Origin of the sequence: Lysobacter alkalisoli (assembly GCF_006547045.1) — a bacterium.
Lineage (GTDB): Bacteria > Pseudomonadota > Gammaproteobacteria > Xanthomonadales > Xanthomonadaceae > Marilutibacter > Marilutibacter alkalisoli.
In genome coordinates this window covers 1,974,556-1,991,994 of the sequence record NZ_CP041242.1, presented here as the reverse complement: position 1 = coordinate 1,991,994, position 17,439 = coordinate 1,974,556, and the positions used below count along the sequence as shown (strand labels likewise).

The following is a 17,439-nucleotide window of genomic DNA, read 5'->3' as shown; positions in this document are numbered from 1 at the left end:
CGACTCGACTATGCCGCGCCATAGAATCCGCACCCATGGGTCGCAGGCTCGGTCGTGTCGTGTCGTTCAACGGATTAGTCATCGAGGCCGAAGGCCCCGACGCGCGCCTGGGAGAGTTGTGTCTGATTGAGCCGCGGGAGGCGTCGCCTCCGGTCCAGGCGGAAGTGGTCGGGTTCCGCAAGGAACATGTGCTGCTGATGCCTTATGGCCACCTGGGCGGTATTTCGACAGAGAGCCTGATTCATGCTACGGGCAAGCCGTTGAATGTCCCAGTCGGGGACGGGCTGCTGGGCCGGGTGGTGAATGCCTTCAGCGAACCGCTGGATGAGGGACCGGCCATCGTGCATGCGAGCCATTACCCCTTGTATCGCGAGCCCATCAACCCGATGCAGCGCGCGCCGATCGACACTGCACTGGAAACCGGGGTGCGGATCATCGATACCCTACTGACGCTCGGCGTTGGGCAGCGTGTGGGTGTGTTCGCGGGGAGCGGTGTCGGCAAGAGCACACTGCTGGGCATGCTGGCGCGGCAGGTGAGTGCGGACGTGACTGTGCTGGCTCTGGTCGGCGAGCGCGGACGTGAGGTGGGCGATTTTCTTGTCGGCGCGCTGGGACCCGAGGGACTCAAGCGTTCCGTCGTGGTCGTCGCCACCTCCGACGAGCCGGCGCTGGTGCGCGCCCATGCCGCCCACGCGGCCCATGCGATGGCCGAGTACTTCCGCGACCAGGGCAAGTCGGTGCTGTTGATCGTCGATTCGATGACACGCTTTGCGATGGCGCAACGCGAGGTCGGCCTTGCGGTGGGGGAGCCGCCGACCTTCCGCGGCTATACCCCCTCGGTCTTCAGCCAGTTGCCCAAGCTGTTGGAGCGCTGCGGCAGGTTGCGCACCTCGGGCGCCATCACGGGCGTCTACAGCGTGCTGGTGGAGGGCGATGACATGAAGGAGCCGATAACCGACCACATGCGGGCGATCCTGGACGGGCACATCGTGCTCGATCGCGATCTGGCGGCGCGCGGCCATCATCCGGCCATCGACCCTTTGTACAGCGCGAGCCGCCTCATGGACCATGTTGCAACCGAAGGCGAAGCCGAACTGGCGCGCGAGGCCAAACGCCACCTTGCGACGTATGCGGCGTCACGTGATCTGATCGAGCTGGGCGCCCACCAGCGCGGCGTCAACACCGCCCTGGATCAGGCGGTGGACCTCAAACCGGGCTTGGACCGGTTGATGCAACAACGTCCTGTTGAGTTCACCGGTCGCCAGGAAGCCTACTCGCAGCTGTCGAAAGTCCTAGGGGGACAGGCATCGTGAGCGAGGCGACGTTGAAGGGGCTGTCCAGTCTGCTGCGCTGGCGGGAGTTCCGGGAGTCGGGTACAGCCAGCGAGTACCGTCAAGCCCGTGCCGATACCGCACGTGCGCAGGATGCATTGGCGAAGGCGCAGAAAAGCCTCGACTACCTGCAGGCTCGACGCGGCGATTTGCTCCGCGGCGAGCGGCTGGATATCGCGATCATCGAGTTGCTTGCCCAGCTTGAAACCAATACGGCCGACGTGCTCGATGAGCACTGCCTGACCGTGGAGGCGGCACAGGTCCATGAAATGCAATGCCGTAGTACGCACCTCGAGGCCCGGGCCCAGACCCGCGCCGTCCAGGCGCGCCACGGACGCGTGCTTGTCGCCGAGCAGGAGCGGACCGACAAGCTCACATTCGATCGCATGGCCGACCTGCTTGCATCGGCCAGGAGGCTGTCTGGTGATTGAAAGACTCGAAATGCTGCAACCCGCCGCGCCTGCCACCGGCTCGACAATGTCGGCCGGGCAGGGTGATTTCATGAATGTATTGCGGTCTACTCCAGCCTCTACGGGCACGACAACGGAGCCGACGGGCGCGAACCCGGTGTTGGAAGTCGAGATCGAATTGGGCAATGAGGGCCATGTGATCCTCACGGCTAACCCGTGGCGTCTTGTGGCCAAGGGGCCCTTGGCCCAATGCCTGCGTATGGGACTTCCATTCGACAGCGCGCAACAATCCGGGGACGTAGGCGAGGGCCATGCAGCGTCGATGCCGCGAGTGCCGCTCGGCTCCGTTAACCCAAGGTCGGGCCCGGTTCCCGGTTTGCAGACCAACCTCAATCCGGGAAGGCCGATCCACGGGCAGTTCCCAATGCATGTGCAGGCGGGGAATGACGCTCCCGAGACCATCGTTCGCGGACAGACTGCGTGGGCATGGCTGCTTCCTGGCTGGAACGTCTCGTTCGGTGGCTGGAGCGCCCCGAGGGTGATGCCGCCATTTGGGTCCGCGATTACCGACTGGATGACGCGACCGCTCGCCGGGTCGTCGAATTGATCCGTACAGGCGCCCGCGAGCAGGGGTTGGAGGTTGGACGGATCGTGATCAATGCCCGTGAGTTGTGGCGGGCACCAACCCCGAAGGCACTGGAGGAATACTGATGCCTGTTGATGCCATTGGCGGTGTCGTCAACCCGCAGGACGCGACGTTGACCCAGAACAACACGATCGACCAGGAAGACTTCATCAAGCTGTTTCTGGCCCAGCTGCAGTTCCAGGATCCACTCGAGCCAGTCGACAACCGGGAATTCCTGGCCCAGCTGGCACAGTTCACGGCGCTGGAACAGTCGCGCCAGACCAGCCAGAACACCAACGACCTGTTATCGATGAATGCCACCTCGCAGGCCATCGCCCTGCTCAATCGCCAGGTCGATGTCGCCGGCATGGGGGTGCCCCTGTCCGGAACCGTCATTGCAGTCCAATTCACGACATCGGGGCCGCAGATCAGCGTGAGGGATTCCGAAGATCAAGTGATCACCGGGGTCCGCCTCTCGCAAGTCACCCTTGTCAAGCCTTGATCAGTTGAGGACGTCGCCGTGTTCCAAGCTCTTTTCAACAGTCTCTCGGGCCTCTTCAGTTTCTCGAAGAGCCTCAATACCGTCAGCAACAACATCTCCAACATGAACACCCCGGGCTTCCGGGGAAGCGACTCCTTTTTCTCCAACATCAATGGGAGCCGTGGTGTTCGCGTCGCAGGCGAAGGCATGCGGTCTACGGCAGGCGATATTCGTCAGACCGGTAATGCCACCGATCTGGCGGTGGACGGCGATGGCTTCTTCGTCCTGCGCGATGCCGACGGCAACCTGCACTACACCCGGGCGGGCCAGTTCCGCTTCAACGACGACGGGATCCTTGTGGACACCGTCTCAGGTTTCGAGGTCATGGGCCTGGATGAAGGGGGAAGCTTGGTATCCATCGACATCGACACCTATCGCAGCCTGGCTGCGGAACCATCGACACAAGTGCGCTTCGCCGGCAACCTCGCGCCCGGTTCGACCACCACCTCGGTCAACTCCATCGTGATGTATGACCCGACAGGCGCGGCTCATACGCTATCAGCCACGTTTACCAACAACAGCAGCGCTACGCCGGGCAGCTTTCTGGTAACGGTGGTGGATGAAAGCGGGGCAACGGTCGGGAGCGGGGAGATCAGGTTCCGGACTGATGGAACACCCTTGACGGGCTTCAGCGAGCTGACGCTTGATCTGACCTACAACGGAACGAACCAGTCCGTCGTCCTGAATTTCGGAACCCCTGGCGCACTCGATGGCGCCACATCGTTGAGCGGCATGGCGACGAATCTTGCGACAAGAAGCGTTGACGGGCATGGCGTGCTGGGCTTGAGCGATCTGTCATTCGACGAGAAGGGCGTGCTTCAGCTGATCTATTCGGAAACGGAGAAGCAGCAAGGACCGCAGATCGCCTTGGCGACATTCCCCGACGAGAGCGCCCTACGGATGACCGCAGGCCGTATGGTGTCGGGCGCGGCGACGAATGAACGCGAGATTGGCCGTCCCGGGGACGGGCGCTTCGGCCGTATCGCGGATGGCAGCCTGGAAATGTCCAACGTCGACCTGACCCAGGAGTTCGCCGACATGATCATCATCCAGCGTGGCTACCAGGCCAGCTCCCGGGTGATGACGGTCAGTAACGAGATGCTGGAGCAACTCTACAACAGCACTCGGGGCGGCTGATGAACGTGGTAGCCCTGCGTTGGCAAGGAGCCAGCCGTATTGAGCGCTTGCGATCACTTGTTGAAGAACGGGCCCGGCAATGGTGGGGCGAGTGGGCGCTCGACCAGAGTCGAGTGCCCGCTGTGACCGTTTCCGGCGATAGGCCTCTTGTCAGAGATGGCGGCGAGTGGTACGGCATCGACGGGTCATCGGGTCGGCTGTTTCTGCAGCTTCCATCCCACGCCTTCGAACGGTTGGGCTGCTTGTTGTTGGGACTGCCTGAGCCGGACTCGGCCGGCATTGCATTCGGGGTCGGCCGGAGGGCGATATCCGCTGCCGTGCGGGTTCTCGCGGGAGCGCAGGACGAGCCCAGGCACTTGGATCACGCTCCGGCTCCGTTTTTTTATGCGGCACGTCATGGCGCTGTTTCCATGACATGGAAGATGGACACCATCGATCTTGGCGTTCACCTGGACGATGCCATGTGCAGGTCGTTGGTGCCCGTGACAGGTCATGTCGCGCCAGCGCTTGCTTCTCGGCGTACCGCGATCTTGCATGAAGAAGTGTCGTTGCCGGTGATGCTGGATCTTGGAAGGGCGGGACTAGCCGAAACGCTTTCACTTCGACCTGGTGAGATCGTCAAGAGCGATGTGCGCCTGGGAGCGATGGTCCGAGTTGTGGCAGACAACGGCACGGTGGTGCTGGCGGGTCAACTGGCTGCCGATGGTGACCATCGGGCGATTCGTTGCATGGGTGCACAGAACCAACAGGAATGAACATGAATAGCAATCTTGCAGTAGAGATGAGGGAGGCTCATCCGCTTCCGCAGGCGAAGGGTGATACGGGGACTGACAAAGACATCAGCTTGATTGGACATGTCCAGGTCTCGCTTGCAGCGCAGGTCGGTACGGTCACGATGTCGGTGGAGCGCCTGTTCGGCCTCAAGTCCGGGGACGTCATCAGCATGAACGAGCTGCTGGATGCCCCACTGACGCTGATGCTCAACGGACGGGCGGTCGCCACGGCCGAGCTTCTGGCTGTGGATGACCACTTCGGTGTGCGCATCCTGGAGCTTGCGTGAACTCTTCGAGTACCTCCCGACCCGGGGGGCAGGAGACGGTCCAGCCCATTCCGTTTCGCCCCGAGAGTGACCCGGTTGGCGAAACTGCCGTCGATGTCCTGCTGATCCTGGTTTTTTTGCTGGGAGTCACGACGGCTGTGCTGTGGGTGGCGAAGCGACGCGGGTGGTTGGAACGCTGGACGCGGCGCGCGCCTACCATGCTTGCGAATCCGCTCCGCGTCGAGCACCGGCTCCGGCTCAGCCCCAGGACGATGATTTATTGCGTGCACTGTGATCGAAAGGCCTACCTTGTCGTCGAGTCGACTGCCTCGGCTTCCCTGCATGAGATGGAAAAGGCTGATGAAACGGATGTCTAGATCAAGACGACACAGGACAGTCCGTTCGTGGATCGTAGCTGCGTTGACTTTGGGCATCGCGGGCGTTGCCAGTGCACAGGTGCCCGCTGAGATCATGGGGCAGGTACTCAAGCAGGACTACTCGCCGGCGTTGCGCAACTTCGTCGCCTTGAGCCTGTTGTCACTGGTGCCCGTCATCCTGATCGGGATGACCTCCTTCACTCGTATCGTGATCGTGCTGGCATTGCTGCGCCATGCCTTGGGCCTGCCCCAGACGCCGCCCAACAGTGTCATCGTCACTCTGGCAATCTGCTTGACGTTCTTCTCCATGGCGCCTGTGCTGGACAGGGTCAACCAGGATGCACTCACGCCATACATGACCGACGAGATACCTGCCCAGGTCGCCTTGAAGCGGGGAAGTCATCCCATTCGGGAGTTCATGATCAGTCAGACCCGTGAGTCGGATTTGCGAGCGGTCCTGGAGATGTCCAGGACAGAACCGCCCAAGTCGGTGGAGGATATCCGCTTCAGCCATCTGCTCCCTGCATTTCTGCTGAGTGAACTGAAGACGGCATTCCAGATCGGGTTTGTGATCTTCCTGCCCTTCCTGTTGATCGACATCGTGGCGGGGGCCGTGCTGATGGCTCTTGGCATGATCATGGTGCCACCAGCTACGATCAGCCTTCCATTGAAGATCATGCTGTTCGTCCTGATCGACGGTTGGGTTCTGGTGTCCAGAGCATTATTGAGCAGCTATTGGACATAGCTGATGGAGATGAGTGTCGCCGAGGCCGAGCTTTGGCACAGGTACCGTGCTCATGGCGATATGAACGCGCGGGACAGCCTGTTTGCGCAGCACGTCGGTTGGGCCAAGGGCATCGCTTGGAACGTTCGCCGTCGCATAGTGGCGGCCTCGGTCGATGGCGATGATTTCGTGCAGAACGCGACGATTGGGCTGCTTGAGGCCATGTCTCGTTATGATCCCCAGCGAGGCATCCCTTTCCGGGCCTATGCCACACGCCGTGTGCGTGGCTCGGTTTTCAACGGCATCCGGGCCATTCTGGGAGATCGGAGGGCTGCCCCAGAGGAAGGCCGCTTTGCGTCCCGTCTCGATCACCTTCAGGAGAGTGGCGTCGAGTCTTCCCTCGATTACGTGATCGAAAGCGTTGTTGGGTTGGGGTTGGGATTCCTGTTGGAATCCGTGCAGGCATCGGTCGTGGACAGGCAAGACGGTTTGGCATATGCCCAGTCAATGGAGTTGGGTGACCATTTGAGAAGCGCCGTCGATAGCCTTCCAGATCGCCTGAAGTTCATCATCCAGGCGCACTATTTCAATCACATTCCCTTTAACGACATCGCAGCTATGTGGGGGATCACAAAGGGGCGGATTTCTCAACTCCATCGGTCGGCGCTGGAGAAGCTTCGTGTGGAGTTGGGCGGTGACTAGGCAAGCTGGCCCTGAGTGTCTGCATTGAACCGCTCCTGGAATCCTGGAGACTGGATGATTTGAGTCACAACGCCATGGCATGCTGGGCTTGTCGCCGATAGTCGGCCGCTTCGGCTTCTGCTGGTGCGTCACTCAACCTCTCGATCGCCCCCATCTAACACCTCCCATTTGGAGATGTTGCAACGACCAATGGAATTCGTCCGTACACGTGACCTTGCCGGGTCGAGGTGTAGGTGAAATCCGCCACCTTCAGTGCGTAGGGTTGGTCGGCCTTGAATTGCAACTTCACTCTGCCGCACAGGACGAGCGGCTCTGGTCGGGACGACCGTCGCCCCCTGCGGTAGCTAACGATTGGTGCGATCGGGGAGAGCGGTTTGCAGTGCTTTTGGATTCCTGCACGGCCTGAACTCGGAGGCCGCAAACAGAAAACCCCTGAAAATCAGGGGCTTGTATGGTGGGCGGTGCAGGGATCGAACCTGCGACCCTTGCCGTGTGAAGGCAATGCTCTACCGCTGAGCTAACCGCCCGCGCGCGGGGCCATGGTGGTGCCCGTCGCGAGCCGCGCAGTTTACTGACAGGTGGGGCGGCAGGCAAGGGGGGCGGGACGGATTCCCGCGCGGGCGGGGCCCTGTTCAGCCGGTGTAGGCCCGGACCAGGTGGTGCAGGTGGACCCGTTCGGCATCGCGCAGGAACGGTGCGATCAGCATCATCACCTGGACGATGCCGTAGTGGATCGCGGCCTGCTCGTTGGTGTCGCCGCGGATGGATGCGTAGTTGAGCCAGAAGGTCGAGATCAGCAGCACATTGGTGGCTGCGGCGGCCTGTTCGGTGGCGGAGGCGCGCATCACGCCGGCCCGGGTCAGGCCGCGCATGACCGCGTGGGCCTGTTCGTCGGCACGCTTGAGGATGCGCGAGAAGCGCAGCCGCAGGCGGCGGTTGCGACTCAGGATTTCGACCAGGTCGCGGTGCAGGAAGCGATAGTCCCAGATGCACTCGAACACCCGGTGCAGTTGCAGCCAGATATCTTCCAACCCGGGCTGGCGGTCCTCCGGTATCGCGAGGGCGGCGTCCATGCACGCCTCGAAGCGGGTGAACAGCTTCTCGATGATGTCGTCCTTGTTGCGGAAGTGGTAGTACAGGTTGCCGGGGCTGATCTCCAGTTCGTCGGCGATGTGGTTGGTGGTGACGTTCGGCTCGCCCAGTGCGTTGAACATGGCGAGACTGGCATCGAGAATGCGCTGGCGGGTCTGCCGGGCCATCAGGCGCGCAGCCTTTCGACGAGGTCGATGTACTGCTGCATGGCCTCCTCGTGCGGCATGCCGGCAAGACGTGCCCAGGCCTCGTGTTTGGCGCTGCCGATGAAATCGAAGAAGCCGGGCTTGGGCCCGATCGTGTCGCCTTCGGTAGCCTGCTTGTAGAGCGCGTAGAGGCGCAGGAGGGTCTGGTTGTCGGGCCGCTCGGGCAGCAGGTGCACGTCCTGCGCGGCCTGTTCGAACCGGTCCTTGATGTCCGACATGTCGATGCTCCGACGTGATGGACGGGTGATAGCACGCGTCTGCGGGTGGGTCAAACAAAAGGCCCGCCGGAACTGGCGGGCCTTTCGGGTAGATGGCGGGCCGGCGTTGTTCAGGTGCCGACGATACCGCCGTCCCTGCGTCGGACTACCACCGTCGCCGATCGTGGACGCAGCACATTGCCCGGCCAGCTGCTTCCGCCACCGCCTTCGCCCGGATGCTGGATGTTGACGAACAGGGTGCGGTGGTCGGGGGTGGCGACCACGCCGGTGACCTCGCACACGTTTGGCCCGCTGAGGAAGCGCTTGATCTGGCCGGTGGCGGGATTGGCGACCAGCATCTGGTTGTTGCCGAAGGGACCGCTGGCCAGCTGACTGCCGCTCATGTCGGTCTGGATCCAGAGCAGTCCGTTGGCATCGAACCACAGGCCGTCCGGGCTGGCGTGGATGTTGTCGGCGGTGAGCGGGTTGCCGTCCGGGCCGAGGCTGTCGGACTCGGTGCCGCTGAGCAGGAAGATGTCCCAGGTGAACGTGGCCGAGTCATGGCGGCCGCCGTCTTCGAGGAAGCGGATGATGTGGCCGTACGGATTCGGGCCGCGCGGGTTGGCCTCGTCGACCTCGCTGGAGTTGCCGCGCTGACTGTTGTTGGTCAGGGTGAAGTAGACCCAGCCGTTGTTTGGGTCCACGGCGCCCCATTCGGGCCGGTCCATCGGCGTGGCGCCGGCGACGTCGGCGGCAAGGCGGGCGTTGATCACCACGTCGCCCTGGTCGCTGAAGGCGACTCCGGCGGCGTCGGCGGCGGCGCGGAAGCCGGCGTCGTCGATGTCCAGCGGCAGCCATTCGCCGTGGCCGTCGTCATTGAAGCGGGCCGCGTACAGGGTGCCGTCGTCGAGCAGGTGGCTGCCGGCGCGGCCGGGGATGTAGTTCTCGCGGCTGACGTATTTGTAGATGTACTCGTTCTGCGCATCGTCGCCCATGTAGGCGACCAGGGGGCGTCCCGGCCCGGGTTTGGCGAACACGATGCCTTCGTGGGCGAAGCGCCCCATCGCGGTGTGCTTGACCGGGGTGCTGCCGGGCCTGAATGGATTGATCTCGGTGATCCAGCCCTGGGTGTTGGGTTCGTTGCGGAAGTCGCTGGTGGCTTCGCCGATGCCGGGGGTGGCGTCGTAGCGTGGTTCGACCGTCTCCCAGCGATAGCGGCCGTTGCCGGTCGCGACGCCGTAGCGGCCGTGTTCGCGCGGTCGCTCGCCGCGGTTGACGTAGTAGCCGGCGAAGTTCTCCTCGCAGGTCAGGTAGGTCCCCCACGGGGTGAAGCCGTGTGCACAGTTGTTGTGGGTGCCGCGGGTACGGGTGCCGTCCGGGCTGTACGCGGTCCGCATCTTGACGTGGCTGCGTGCCGGTCCACGGATTTCCATCGGGGTGGCGGCGGTGACGCGGCGGTTGAAGCGTCCGCGGACCACTTCCCATCGGCCACGGTGTTCGCGGATCTCGACCACGCTGACGCCGTGGGCGGCGATCTCCTTGCGGACTTCGTCGGCATCGCGGACGCCGTCGACCAGGGTCGGGCCGCTGGCGTGCATCGCCCTCTGGTCGATGTACTCGTGGTTCATTACCAGCAAGCCGTGGCGGCTGCCATGGACCGGGCTGGGCGAGAGCGGAAAGTAGTGCATGCCGTCGTGGTGCATGCCGATCTGCTGTTCCTGGTCGACGCCGCTGTTGTGGCCGCCATCCAGGTAGGCCGGGTAATCGCCGAGGATCGGGGTGCCCCAGGGCAGGATCACGTCGAAGGTGTATTCCGGCGGCACGACGATGTCGTCGACGCGGCTGGCAGCGATTGCAGTGAAGCCCAGCTCGATGGGTCTGCCGGGCTTTCCGGGAAAACCGTGTCCCAGCCCGGGCTTGCCGCTGGCGTGGGGAGGCGCGGCGCCGAGCCAGCCGGCATGGGCGAACAGGCCGCCGGCCACTGCAAGTCCCAGGCCACCCTTGAGCAGTTGCCGGCGCTTGAGCTGGGTGGTCAGGATGTCGTTGAAATGGCGGTTCGACGAGCGGTTGCTGTCTTCGTGATCGAAATCCGCGCTGGCGTCGTCGCCGTACGGAACGGGGGAATTTGAATCGGTCATGCCTCACCTCGCGATGGCTGGGTAGGACCGGCGGCGTGCCGGGCGCGGAGCGGACATGGACGGGGACGTGCGAGGCAGGGCCGGCCGGCGCATGGGTCTGCATGTCCCGCCCCCTCCGGGACATGCAAGACCGGATCACGTCCGGCGTCGATGATTCGCTCCGGCCGTCATACGCTAGGAGGCCAGCGCTAAGGTTCGCTGTCAGGCAGGTTGCAGCCGTGTGACAAGCGGGACGCAGGTCCGGCGCCTGTGTGACAGACTCCGCCGGGTCACCAGGCGTGGCACTGCAGGAAGCGCACCCGGCGGTCGCTGCCCTCCGGCGGCTCCAGTTGCAGGCGCGAGGAGCGCAGTGCGGGGTAGTCGCTGAGCACGTCGCAGATCGGGCGTGTCAGCTCCGGGCCATCTGGAATGCTGTCGTCCAGGAACACGACCAGGGTCGAGCGCGTCGACCAGACAGCACGCTTGATGCCGACCAGCTCTCCGACCCGTTCGGTGATCCGCTTGCGCTGGGTCTCTTCGTCGACTCCGTCGGCTGCGGCTGCGGCTGCGACCGGGGCCGAAGCCGAAGGCTCCGGACTGGCCTCGGCAGGGGGCGGCTGTTCTGGTCGGGGTGCGCTGGCTGGTACGGGCTGCGGTGTCGGCTCCGGCGCGGGAGCGGCCGGGGACGGCGGATCGGCCGGGACCCCGGCTACCGCCAGCGCTATCGTGAAACCGGCCAGCAGGGCCAGGCCGCAGGCCAATACCGCCTCGACGACGGCGCGCTTGCGGACGGCCTCTGCCAATTCATGACGCAGTCCGGCAGGCAGCAGTGGCTCAACCAGCATCCACAGCGACTCGCCATGCAACAGTTCGATGCCATGGACGTTGTCGCGCGCGTCTTTCTGGACGGTGCCGAGGGTGGCGATGATGCCGCCGGCAGCCTCCTGCGCACGTACGGTGCCGGCGAATCCGGCCAGGTGGGCCGCGTCGATGCCGTGATCGGGGGACTGCCTGCAGCTCAGCAGCCAGTTCGAGCCATCGCGGCTCAGGCACAGGTCGGTCTTGCCAGCGCCTTGCGGTGGTGTTCCGGAGCCTATGGCTTCGAAGCCCTGGGCATGCAGGGCTTCGACGATGAAGCCCGAGTATTCGCGCCAGCGCATCGTGGCGAGTGCGGCCAGGCCTCGCTGGACGAGCAGTTGCGGGCGACGGATCCGCCAGAGGTAGAGGGCAAGGGCCATGCCGATGACGGTGGCGATGCCCAGGGAGGTGATGACGGTTGAAGCGGTGAGCATCCTGTCCCCTGTGTCGGGATGTTGCGCTGCAGACGGTTCGAGAAGCGGGCCCGGGTCACGGGCGTCGCGAAATATACGCGTTGCGATCCGCGAAGTCAGTGAGGCAGCGCCCAATCAGGCGAGGAGGAGCGAACAGGTGCGGTCGGGGACGAAACAAGGAAGCCCGCCAGTCCGGAACCGTAAGGGGAGGGGAGCATACGGGGGTGCGGACTGGCGGGCTTGAGCGGTGCCCATATGCAGGAGCAGCCTTGGCCGCTCCTGTGGCATCTTCGGGGCTAGGAAGGCCTGGCCCTGCGGACGGTTTGCTTCGCGCCCGTTTTCTTTACAGCGGGCTTTTTCGTGACAGGCTTGCTGGCGACCGCCTTGCGGACCGCGGGCTTGCGGACTGCAGGCTTCTTCATCGCAGGTTTCTTCGCCGTCGCTTTGCGTGACGCCCCGGCAGTTCTGTAGCCGGGCAGCTGGTCGGCCAGCGCGTCGATGCGACGGCTCAACTCGGCGAGGTCTTCCTGCCCGGGTACGCCGAGCCGGGACAGGGCCTGCTGGACACGCCCCTCGAACGCTTTCTCCAGCCGGCCCCAGGCGTGGCTGGTCTGCTCGCGGGCCTGGGCGACGCGGGATTCGACTGCCTCGCGCATGGCTTCGGTCTGCCCGTCGGCCAGTTTGCGCGCGCTCTGTTCCAGCCCCTGTCCCTCCTTGACCAGGCCTTCGAACAGCCGGGTGCCCTCGGCCTGGGCACGGGCGAAAGCACCCAGCCCGGCCAGCCAGATCTGCTGGGCGGATTCGCTGATGCTCTTGGCCAGGCGCTCGGCCTGCTCTTCGAAGTGCTGCTCCTCGAAGGTTCGATCCTCGAAGGCCTGCACTTCGGGCGCGCCCTTGCGGGCGCTTTTACCGCGGGTGGTTTTCTTCGCGCTGGTCATGCGTTCCTCCCGGTGTCGTGGGCCGCTTGTGCCCGTTCACAGGCAACATGCGCCGCTGCTCTAGAGTTTTCACACCAGCCGTGCCGGAGAATGTGAACGCAAGTTCAGGCAAACCGTTCCGACAGCACCCTGCGGATCTCGCTTTCGATCGGCCCCTTGAAGGCTGACATCAGGAAGCCGAGCTGGGCGGTCACGTGCAGCTCGCCGGGTGCGACCGCGATCCTGCCATCGACCCCGGAGGTGTGGAAGTTGAGGTCGTCGCCGGACCACTCGCATGCGACGCCGAAGCGTTCGGAGAGCTTGTCGGCGACCTCCTGCACTGCGCGGCGGGCGTCGTCGTCGGGGAGCGTGTGGGCGTGGTGGATATCGATGTCGGGCATGCGGGCTCTCTTCGGTGCTTCTCTACTCGCAGCTATTGTGAGGGGACGTGATAGATTGCGCACGCGTGAATGTCATCCGTCTGCAATTCCCGAACCGCGAGCGCAATGACCTGGTGCTGGGGCCGGGGGTGCACGTGCTTGGGCGTGGTGACGACGGCCTGCCGGCGCTGGTCGACGATGCCGAGCGAGGCGTGGCGCAGTTCAGCATCGACCCCCGCGGCATCTGGTTGCAGGTGCGCGACAATGTGCGCGGGGTGCACGTCAACGGACGCCCGATCCGGCACATGGCGATGCTGAGGATGGGCGATACCCTGCACATCGACGGCTTCCAGCTCGAACTGCTGGGGCCGGAACCCGCGCCAGCGCCCGAGGCGATGGCGCAGCCCACGGGCGCGGCGATGGTGCTGCGCGGTGTCGGCGGCCCGCATCACGGCCGCAGTCTGGTGCTCGATGGTCCGCTGCTGGTGGGTCGCCAGCGTGCCTGCGAGGTCTGCATCGACGAGCCGGGTTTCGCCGAGCGGCATGCTCGACTGGAGCCGGGGGGCGAGGGCATCGTCCTGCGGGATCTGGGCTCGGAACATGGCAGCCGGGTCAATGGCTGGCCGGTGCGACATGCCTTGCTGACGCCCGGCACCCAGGTGGCGTTCGCCAACCAGCATCGGTTCGTGGTCGAGGCTGCGACCATGCCGCCGCCGGCATTCGGACTGCCGGAGGACCCCGCCGGGACGATGCCGCCGCGCTCGGCGGATGGCGCCGCGATCATGCCGCGGTCGGCCCGGAGGATCCCGTGGCTGCTGCTGGCCGCGTTGCTGCTCGCCGGTGCGCTCAGTCTGTTGCTGCTTTACGGCGCAGGTTGAACACCCGCCAGCCCAGCAACACCGCCAGGATCAGCGCATACAGCAATGGCTCGCGAACGTCCGATTTCACCAGCCACCAGAAATGCAGCACCGCCAGCACGGCGATGACGTAGACCAGCCGATGCAGGCGGCCCCAGTTGCGTCCCAGCCAGCGCATCGCGGCCCGGGTGGAGGTAGCGGCGAGCGGCAGCAACAGCAGCCAGGCAAGAAAACCGACGGTGATGTAGGGCCGCTTGACGATCTCCTCGAACACCTGGGTCCAGTAGCCGCGCAAGTCGAGCACCAGATAGGCGAGCAGGTGCGCGCTGGCGTAGGCGAAGACGTACAGGCCAAGCATGCGACGGAAGCGCAGCAGCACGGTCTGACCGGTCAGCTGGCGCAACGGGGTGATCGCAAGCGTCAGCATCAACAGGCGTAGGGCCCACAGGCCAAGGAAGTGCTCGATCGCCGCGACCGGATCGGCACCGAGCGCGCTGGCGCCGGTCAGATATTCGTCGCGGACCCGCCAGGCCAGGATGGCGGCTGGGGTCAGGGCGAGCAGGTGGACAACGGTCTTGGCGGCGACCAGGTGCGAGCGTTGGACGGGCATGGTGCTCAGGCGGGGACGGGACGTTCGATGTCTGTTCGGATGCTGGAGCGACAAGGGTACGCTGCGGCCGCTTTCCATTCGTGGGTACTCGAACGCATCGGGCCCGGATTGCTCCGGGCCCGATCGAACGCTGATTCGTGGCATGTCCATGCCACGGGATGCATCAGTTCCAGGTGGCGGTCAGGGTGACCCCGTCATAGCTGCTGAACGCCTGCAGCCGGATCCACCAGGTGCCGGCCTGCGGCGAAGCGAAATTGCAGGCCTCGTTGTTGCCGAACAGGAACGGACGGCAGTCGAACAGGGCATTGTTCGGGCGCTCGCCATGCCTGACGTACAGGTCCGCATCGCCGCTGCCACCGCTGATGGTGACACTCAGGTTGTTCGCGCCATCCGGCACCTCGAGGGTGAAGAACAACTCGCCGCCGGTGGTGTCGGCCAGTCCGGGCACCGGCACGCCGTTCTCCAGCGGGACTGGAGGCGGCAGCACCGCGACCGCAATCGGCAAGCGCAGGACCGGGGAGGCATTGGCACCGTCGGCTTTCTCCGGTGTCAGCACCAGGGTGCCGAACTGCCATGAGCCGTCGGCCGGTAGCGCACCGTTGTCTATCGAGATATGCACTCCCCGCTCGCCGAAGGCCTTGATGTTGAACTGGGCCGGCGAAACGCTGCCGGGCAGGCCTTCGAGCGTGGCAATCCATGCCTGCGAGTTCTTGCGGGTGCTGCGGAAGGTCCGGGTGAACGTGCAATCGTCCGTGCAATCGGCGCGGCTCATCGCCGGCTGGTTGAGCGCGGAGGGATCGCCTCCGCTGTTCGGATTGGCAGCCAGGTAGTTGCCGGTGGTCTCGTGCAGCACGAGGCCGGCGCGGGCCGCCTGGTAGGCCTCGACCCGTCCGCCACCGCGGGCGAAGGCGTTGGCCGGGGTCTGTCCGTCTTCCAGCAGCACGTCCTGATGCCCGGTCATGACCAGGGCGGACTTGATCTCCGGCACGCTCCAGGTCGGATGCAGCTGGCGCAGCAGGCCCGCGGCACCGGCTTGGTGCGGCGAGGCCATCGAAGTGCCGCTGATCAGGCCGATGGCGTCTTCGAACCCGGTGAGGGTGTCGCCCGCGATGGTGGCGAGGATGGCCACGCCGGGGGCGGTCAGGTCGGGTTTGAGCAGGTCGAAGCCGGCCGGGCCCCGCGAACTGAAGGCCGCCAGCACGTCCGGATCGCCCGGGATGACCGTGGCCGGGTAATCGATGGCGGCGGTGGTGGTGCCGGGATTGGCGGCGGCGAAGTCGCGCACCGCATCGCCATCGTCCTGGAAGACCATGAAGGCCGGGATCGAGGTGCCCGGAACCGACGGCGTGGTGATGCCGGCGGCGTTGTTGGCGATCACCACCGCGATCGCACCCGCGGCCTCGGCATTGTTGGTCTTGTCGGAGAACGCGCAGGTGCCGCGGCGGATCACTGCGATCGCATCCTGGAACTGGCCAGCCGCGAAGGCAGCGCAACCGTCGTTGCCGGTGTCGATGCCGGGGCTGACCACCAGCGGGGTGGTGCCGGGAATCGCGGCGGTCTGGCTCACGCCGTTGACGCCGGGACGCAGCAGGATCGACTCCAGTCCGGACGGCACCGGCGCCGGCCCGGTCACGTCGAGGAAGAATTCGAAGCCGAGCCGGGTATGCGTGGCTGCCGCGGTGGAACTGGTCCAGGGTTCGTTGTGGCCGAGGGTGCCGGCGCCGGGGCCGGAATTGCCGGCCGAAGCGGCGATGTAGATGCCGGCATCGGAGGCATTGAGGAAGGCCAGCGAAACCGCCTCGGTCCAGGGCGAGGCACCGCCGCCGATCGAATAGTTGATGACGTCGACCACGCCGTCGGCGATGGCCTGGTTGATCGCGGCGACCGCCGATACGTTCGGGCACAGGCCCTGGCCGGTCGGGATGTTGTGGTAGCAGATGTCGAAAGCGACGATGTTCGCCCGCGGCGCGACACCGGAGATGTGCGTTGGAACCCCGCGGAAGACCACGTCGCGGTGGTTGCCGGCGGCGGTGGAGGCGGTGTGGCTGCCGTGGCCGTCGGTGTCGCCGAAGCCGGGCTCCTCGCGGATGCCGGCCACGCCACAGCGGAAGGCCGGTGCCTCGCAGACGAAGTCGTAGCCGCCGATCAGCTTGTCGTTGCAGCGACCCTCGTCGACCTCGCCGGGAGCGCAGGTGCCGAGATGGTTGCCGGCACCAAGCGGATTGACGTGCGGATAACCGAGGCTGTCGACCGCGGCGAACGACGGGCTGCCGAAATTGATGCCCGAATCGAGGATGCCGAACACCACGCCTTCGCCCTTGGCAGGGCCGGGCGTGCCGGTGATATGGCCGGGCGGCAGGCCAACGCCCTTGCTCCAGATGTCGGGAGCGCCGATCAGTGCCGGGCCGGCGTCGGTGTCGAGCACATATTCATGGTAGGGCTCGACCAGCAGCACGTCGGGGCTCTGTTTGACCTGGGCGGCCTCGGCCGGGCTCAGTTCGGTGACCACGGCGTTGAGAGCATGCTGCATGCGCTGGCTGATCTTCAGCGGGCGGCCGATGCGGGCGGAAAGCTCGGTTTCGTGCCGCTGCTGGCGCTGGGTCAGGTCGCTTACATAGGCGCGGGCGGCGGCGCTCTTCACGTTCACGCGATTCTTGCCAGCAAGTTTCGGCGGGGCCGCCAGGCCGGTGCGTTCGCCTCGGTAGCTGGCCAGCGGTGCCTCGCGGAAGACGACGATGTGGGTCTGCGGGCCTTGCCTGGAGGCCGCTGTCACGGCGTCTTTGGGGTTCCGGGAGGTGCGGTCGTTCCGTTCTGGGCGGCCGCGCCGGCCACCAGGGCCAGGGTGCCCAGGGCCAGGCAGGTTCTGATTCCATGCGATCTGATTGACATGTTGGTGTCCCCTCTGG

General features: G+C 65.1%; 17 protein-coding genes, 1 tRNA gene and 1 pseudogene. 10 read left to right on the top strand and 9 right to left on the bottom strand.

Annotated features, from left to right (window positions below; translation table 11 throughout):
• The first annotated feature begins 35 nt into the window (after window positions 1–35).
• From FKV23_RS08585 to FKV23_RS08545, 9 genes are all read left to right on the top strand, one after another.
• Window positions 36–1,313 (top strand): FliI/YscN family ATPase, encoded by a 1,278-nt coding sequence (locus tag FKV23_RS08585; RefSeq protein ID WP_244243952.1) that lies wholly within the window; start codon window positions 36–38, stop codon window positions 1,311–1,313.
• Window positions 1,310–1,762 carry a hypothetical protein gene (locus FKV23_RS08580; RefSeq protein WP_141623479.1) on the top strand — a complete coding sequence of 151 codons (453 nt, stop codon included), beginning with the start codon at window positions 1,310–1,312 and terminating at the stop codon, window positions 1,760–1,762. Before FKV23_RS08585 ends, FKV23_RS08580 begins: the two co-directional genes overlap by 4 nt.
• Before the next feature lie 465 nt (window positions 1,763–2,227).
• Window positions 2,228–2,452: a hypothetical protein gene (locus FKV23_RS08575; protein WP_141623478.1), complete on the top strand. Its 225-nt coding sequence runs from the start codon at window positions 2,228–2,230 to the stop codon at window positions 2,450–2,452.
• The gene (locus tag FKV23_RS08570) at window positions 2,452–2,868 is read left to right on the top strand and encodes a flagellar hook assembly protein FlgD (protein WP_141623477.1); all 417 of its coding nucleotides are present in this window, start codon (window positions 2,452–2,454) and stop codon (window positions 2,866–2,868) included. Before FKV23_RS08575 ends, FKV23_RS08570 begins: the two co-directional genes overlap by 1 nt.
• 18 nt (window positions 2,869–2,886) lie before the next feature.
• The gene (gene flgF, locus FKV23_RS08565; RefSeq protein ID WP_141623476.1) at window positions 2,887–4,044 is read left to right on the top strand and encodes a flagellar basal-body rod protein FlgF; all 1,158 of its coding nucleotides are present in this window, start codon (window positions 2,887–2,889) and stop codon (window positions 4,042–4,044) included.
• Window positions 4,044–4,799 (top strand): hypothetical protein, encoded by a 756-nt coding sequence (locus FKV23_RS08560; RefSeq protein WP_141623475.1) that lies wholly within the window; start codon window positions 4,044–4,046, stop codon window positions 4,797–4,799. The genes flgF and FKV23_RS08560 overlap by 1 nt, the downstream gene beginning before the upstream one ends.
• Before the next feature lie 2 nt (window positions 4,800–4,801).
• Entirely contained in the window at window positions 4,802–5,104 is a 303-nt protein-coding gene (locus tag FKV23_RS08555; protein WP_244243951.1) for a FliM/FliN family flagellar motor switch protein, read from the top strand.
• Window positions 5,105–5,503: 399 nt separating this feature from the next.
• A complete protein-coding gene (fliP, locus tag FKV23_RS08550) occupies window positions 5,504–6,205 on the top strand; it encodes a flagellar type III secretion system pore protein FliP (RefSeq protein WP_244243950.1) in 702 nt (233 codons plus the stop codon).
• Between the two features lie 3 nt (window positions 6,206–6,208).
• The gene (locus FKV23_RS08545; RefSeq protein ID WP_141623474.1) at window positions 6,209–6,886 is read left to right on the top strand and encodes a sigma-70 family RNA polymerase sigma factor; all 678 of its coding nucleotides are present in this window, start codon (window positions 6,209–6,211) and stop codon (window positions 6,884–6,886) included.
• Between the two features lie 452 nt (window positions 6,887–7,338).
• Here FKV23_RS08545 and FKV23_RS08540 read toward each other — a convergent pair.
• The 7 genes from FKV23_RS08540 to FKV23_RS08510 all read right to left on the bottom strand — a co-directional run bounded on the left by FKV23_RS08540 (window position 7,339) and on the right by FKV23_RS08510 (window position 13,087).
• Window positions 7,339–7,413 (bottom strand) — tRNA-Val (locus FKV23_RS08540).
• A 105-nt stretch (window positions 7,414–7,518) separates the two neighbouring features.
• Window positions 7,519–8,145 carry a TetR/AcrR family transcriptional regulator gene (locus tag FKV23_RS08535; protein ID WP_141623473.1) on the bottom strand — a complete coding sequence of 209 codons (627 nt, stop codon included), beginning with the start codon at window positions 8,143–8,145 and terminating at the stop codon, window positions 7,519–7,521.
• A complete protein-coding gene (locus tag FKV23_RS08530) occupies window positions 8,145–8,402 on the bottom strand; it encodes an acyl-CoA-binding protein (protein ID WP_141623472.1) in 258 nt (85 codons plus the stop codon). Before FKV23_RS08530 ends, FKV23_RS08535 begins: the two co-directional genes overlap by 1 nt.
• Window positions 8,403–8,512: 110 nt before the next feature.
• On the bottom strand, window positions 8,513–10,519 hold the full coding sequence (locus FKV23_RS08525) for a PhoX family protein (RefSeq protein ID WP_141623471.1): 2,007 nt from the start codon (window positions 10,517–10,519) through the stop codon (window positions 8,513–8,515).
• 269 nt (window positions 10,520–10,788) lie between these two features.
• A complete protein-coding gene (locus FKV23_RS08520; RefSeq protein WP_141623470.1) occupies window positions 10,789–11,790 on the bottom strand; it encodes a restriction endonuclease in 1,002 nt (333 codons plus the stop codon).
• A 275-nt stretch (window positions 11,791–12,065) separates the two neighbouring features.
• Entirely contained in the window at window positions 12,066–12,707 is a 642-nt protein-coding gene (locus tag FKV23_RS08515) for a phasin family protein (protein ID WP_141623469.1), read from the bottom strand.
• Window positions 12,708–12,811: 104 nt separating this feature from the next.
• On the bottom strand, window positions 12,812–13,087 hold the full coding sequence (locus tag FKV23_RS08510) for a polyhydroxyalkanoic acid system family protein (RefSeq protein ID WP_141623468.1): 276 nt from the start codon (window positions 13,085–13,087) through the stop codon (window positions 12,812–12,814).
• A gap of 65 nt (window positions 13,088–13,152) precedes the next feature.
• Between FKV23_RS08510 and FKV23_RS08505 the strand changes: the two genes are divergently transcribed.
• Window positions 13,153–13,944: an FHA domain-containing protein gene (locus tag FKV23_RS08505; RefSeq protein ID WP_141623467.1), complete on the top strand. Its 792-nt coding sequence runs from the start codon at window positions 13,153–13,155 to the stop codon at window positions 13,942–13,944.
• On the opposite strand, the gene FKV23_RS08500 is transcribed toward FKV23_RS08505, so the two are convergent.
• Window positions 13,913–14,533 carry a protein-methionine-sulfoxide reductase heme-binding subunit MsrQ gene (locus tag FKV23_RS08500; RefSeq protein WP_167285112.1) on the bottom strand — a complete coding sequence of 207 codons (621 nt, stop codon included), beginning with the start codon at window positions 14,531–14,533 and terminating at the stop codon, window positions 13,913–13,915. The genes FKV23_RS08505 and FKV23_RS08500 overlap by 32 nt on opposite strands.
• 163 nt (window positions 14,534–14,696) lie before the next feature.
• Window positions 14,697–17,276 (bottom strand): annotated as a pseudogene (locus FKV23_RS08495) (S8 family serine peptidase); the annotation flags it as partial.
• Window positions 17,277–17,439: the final 163 nt, after the last annotated feature.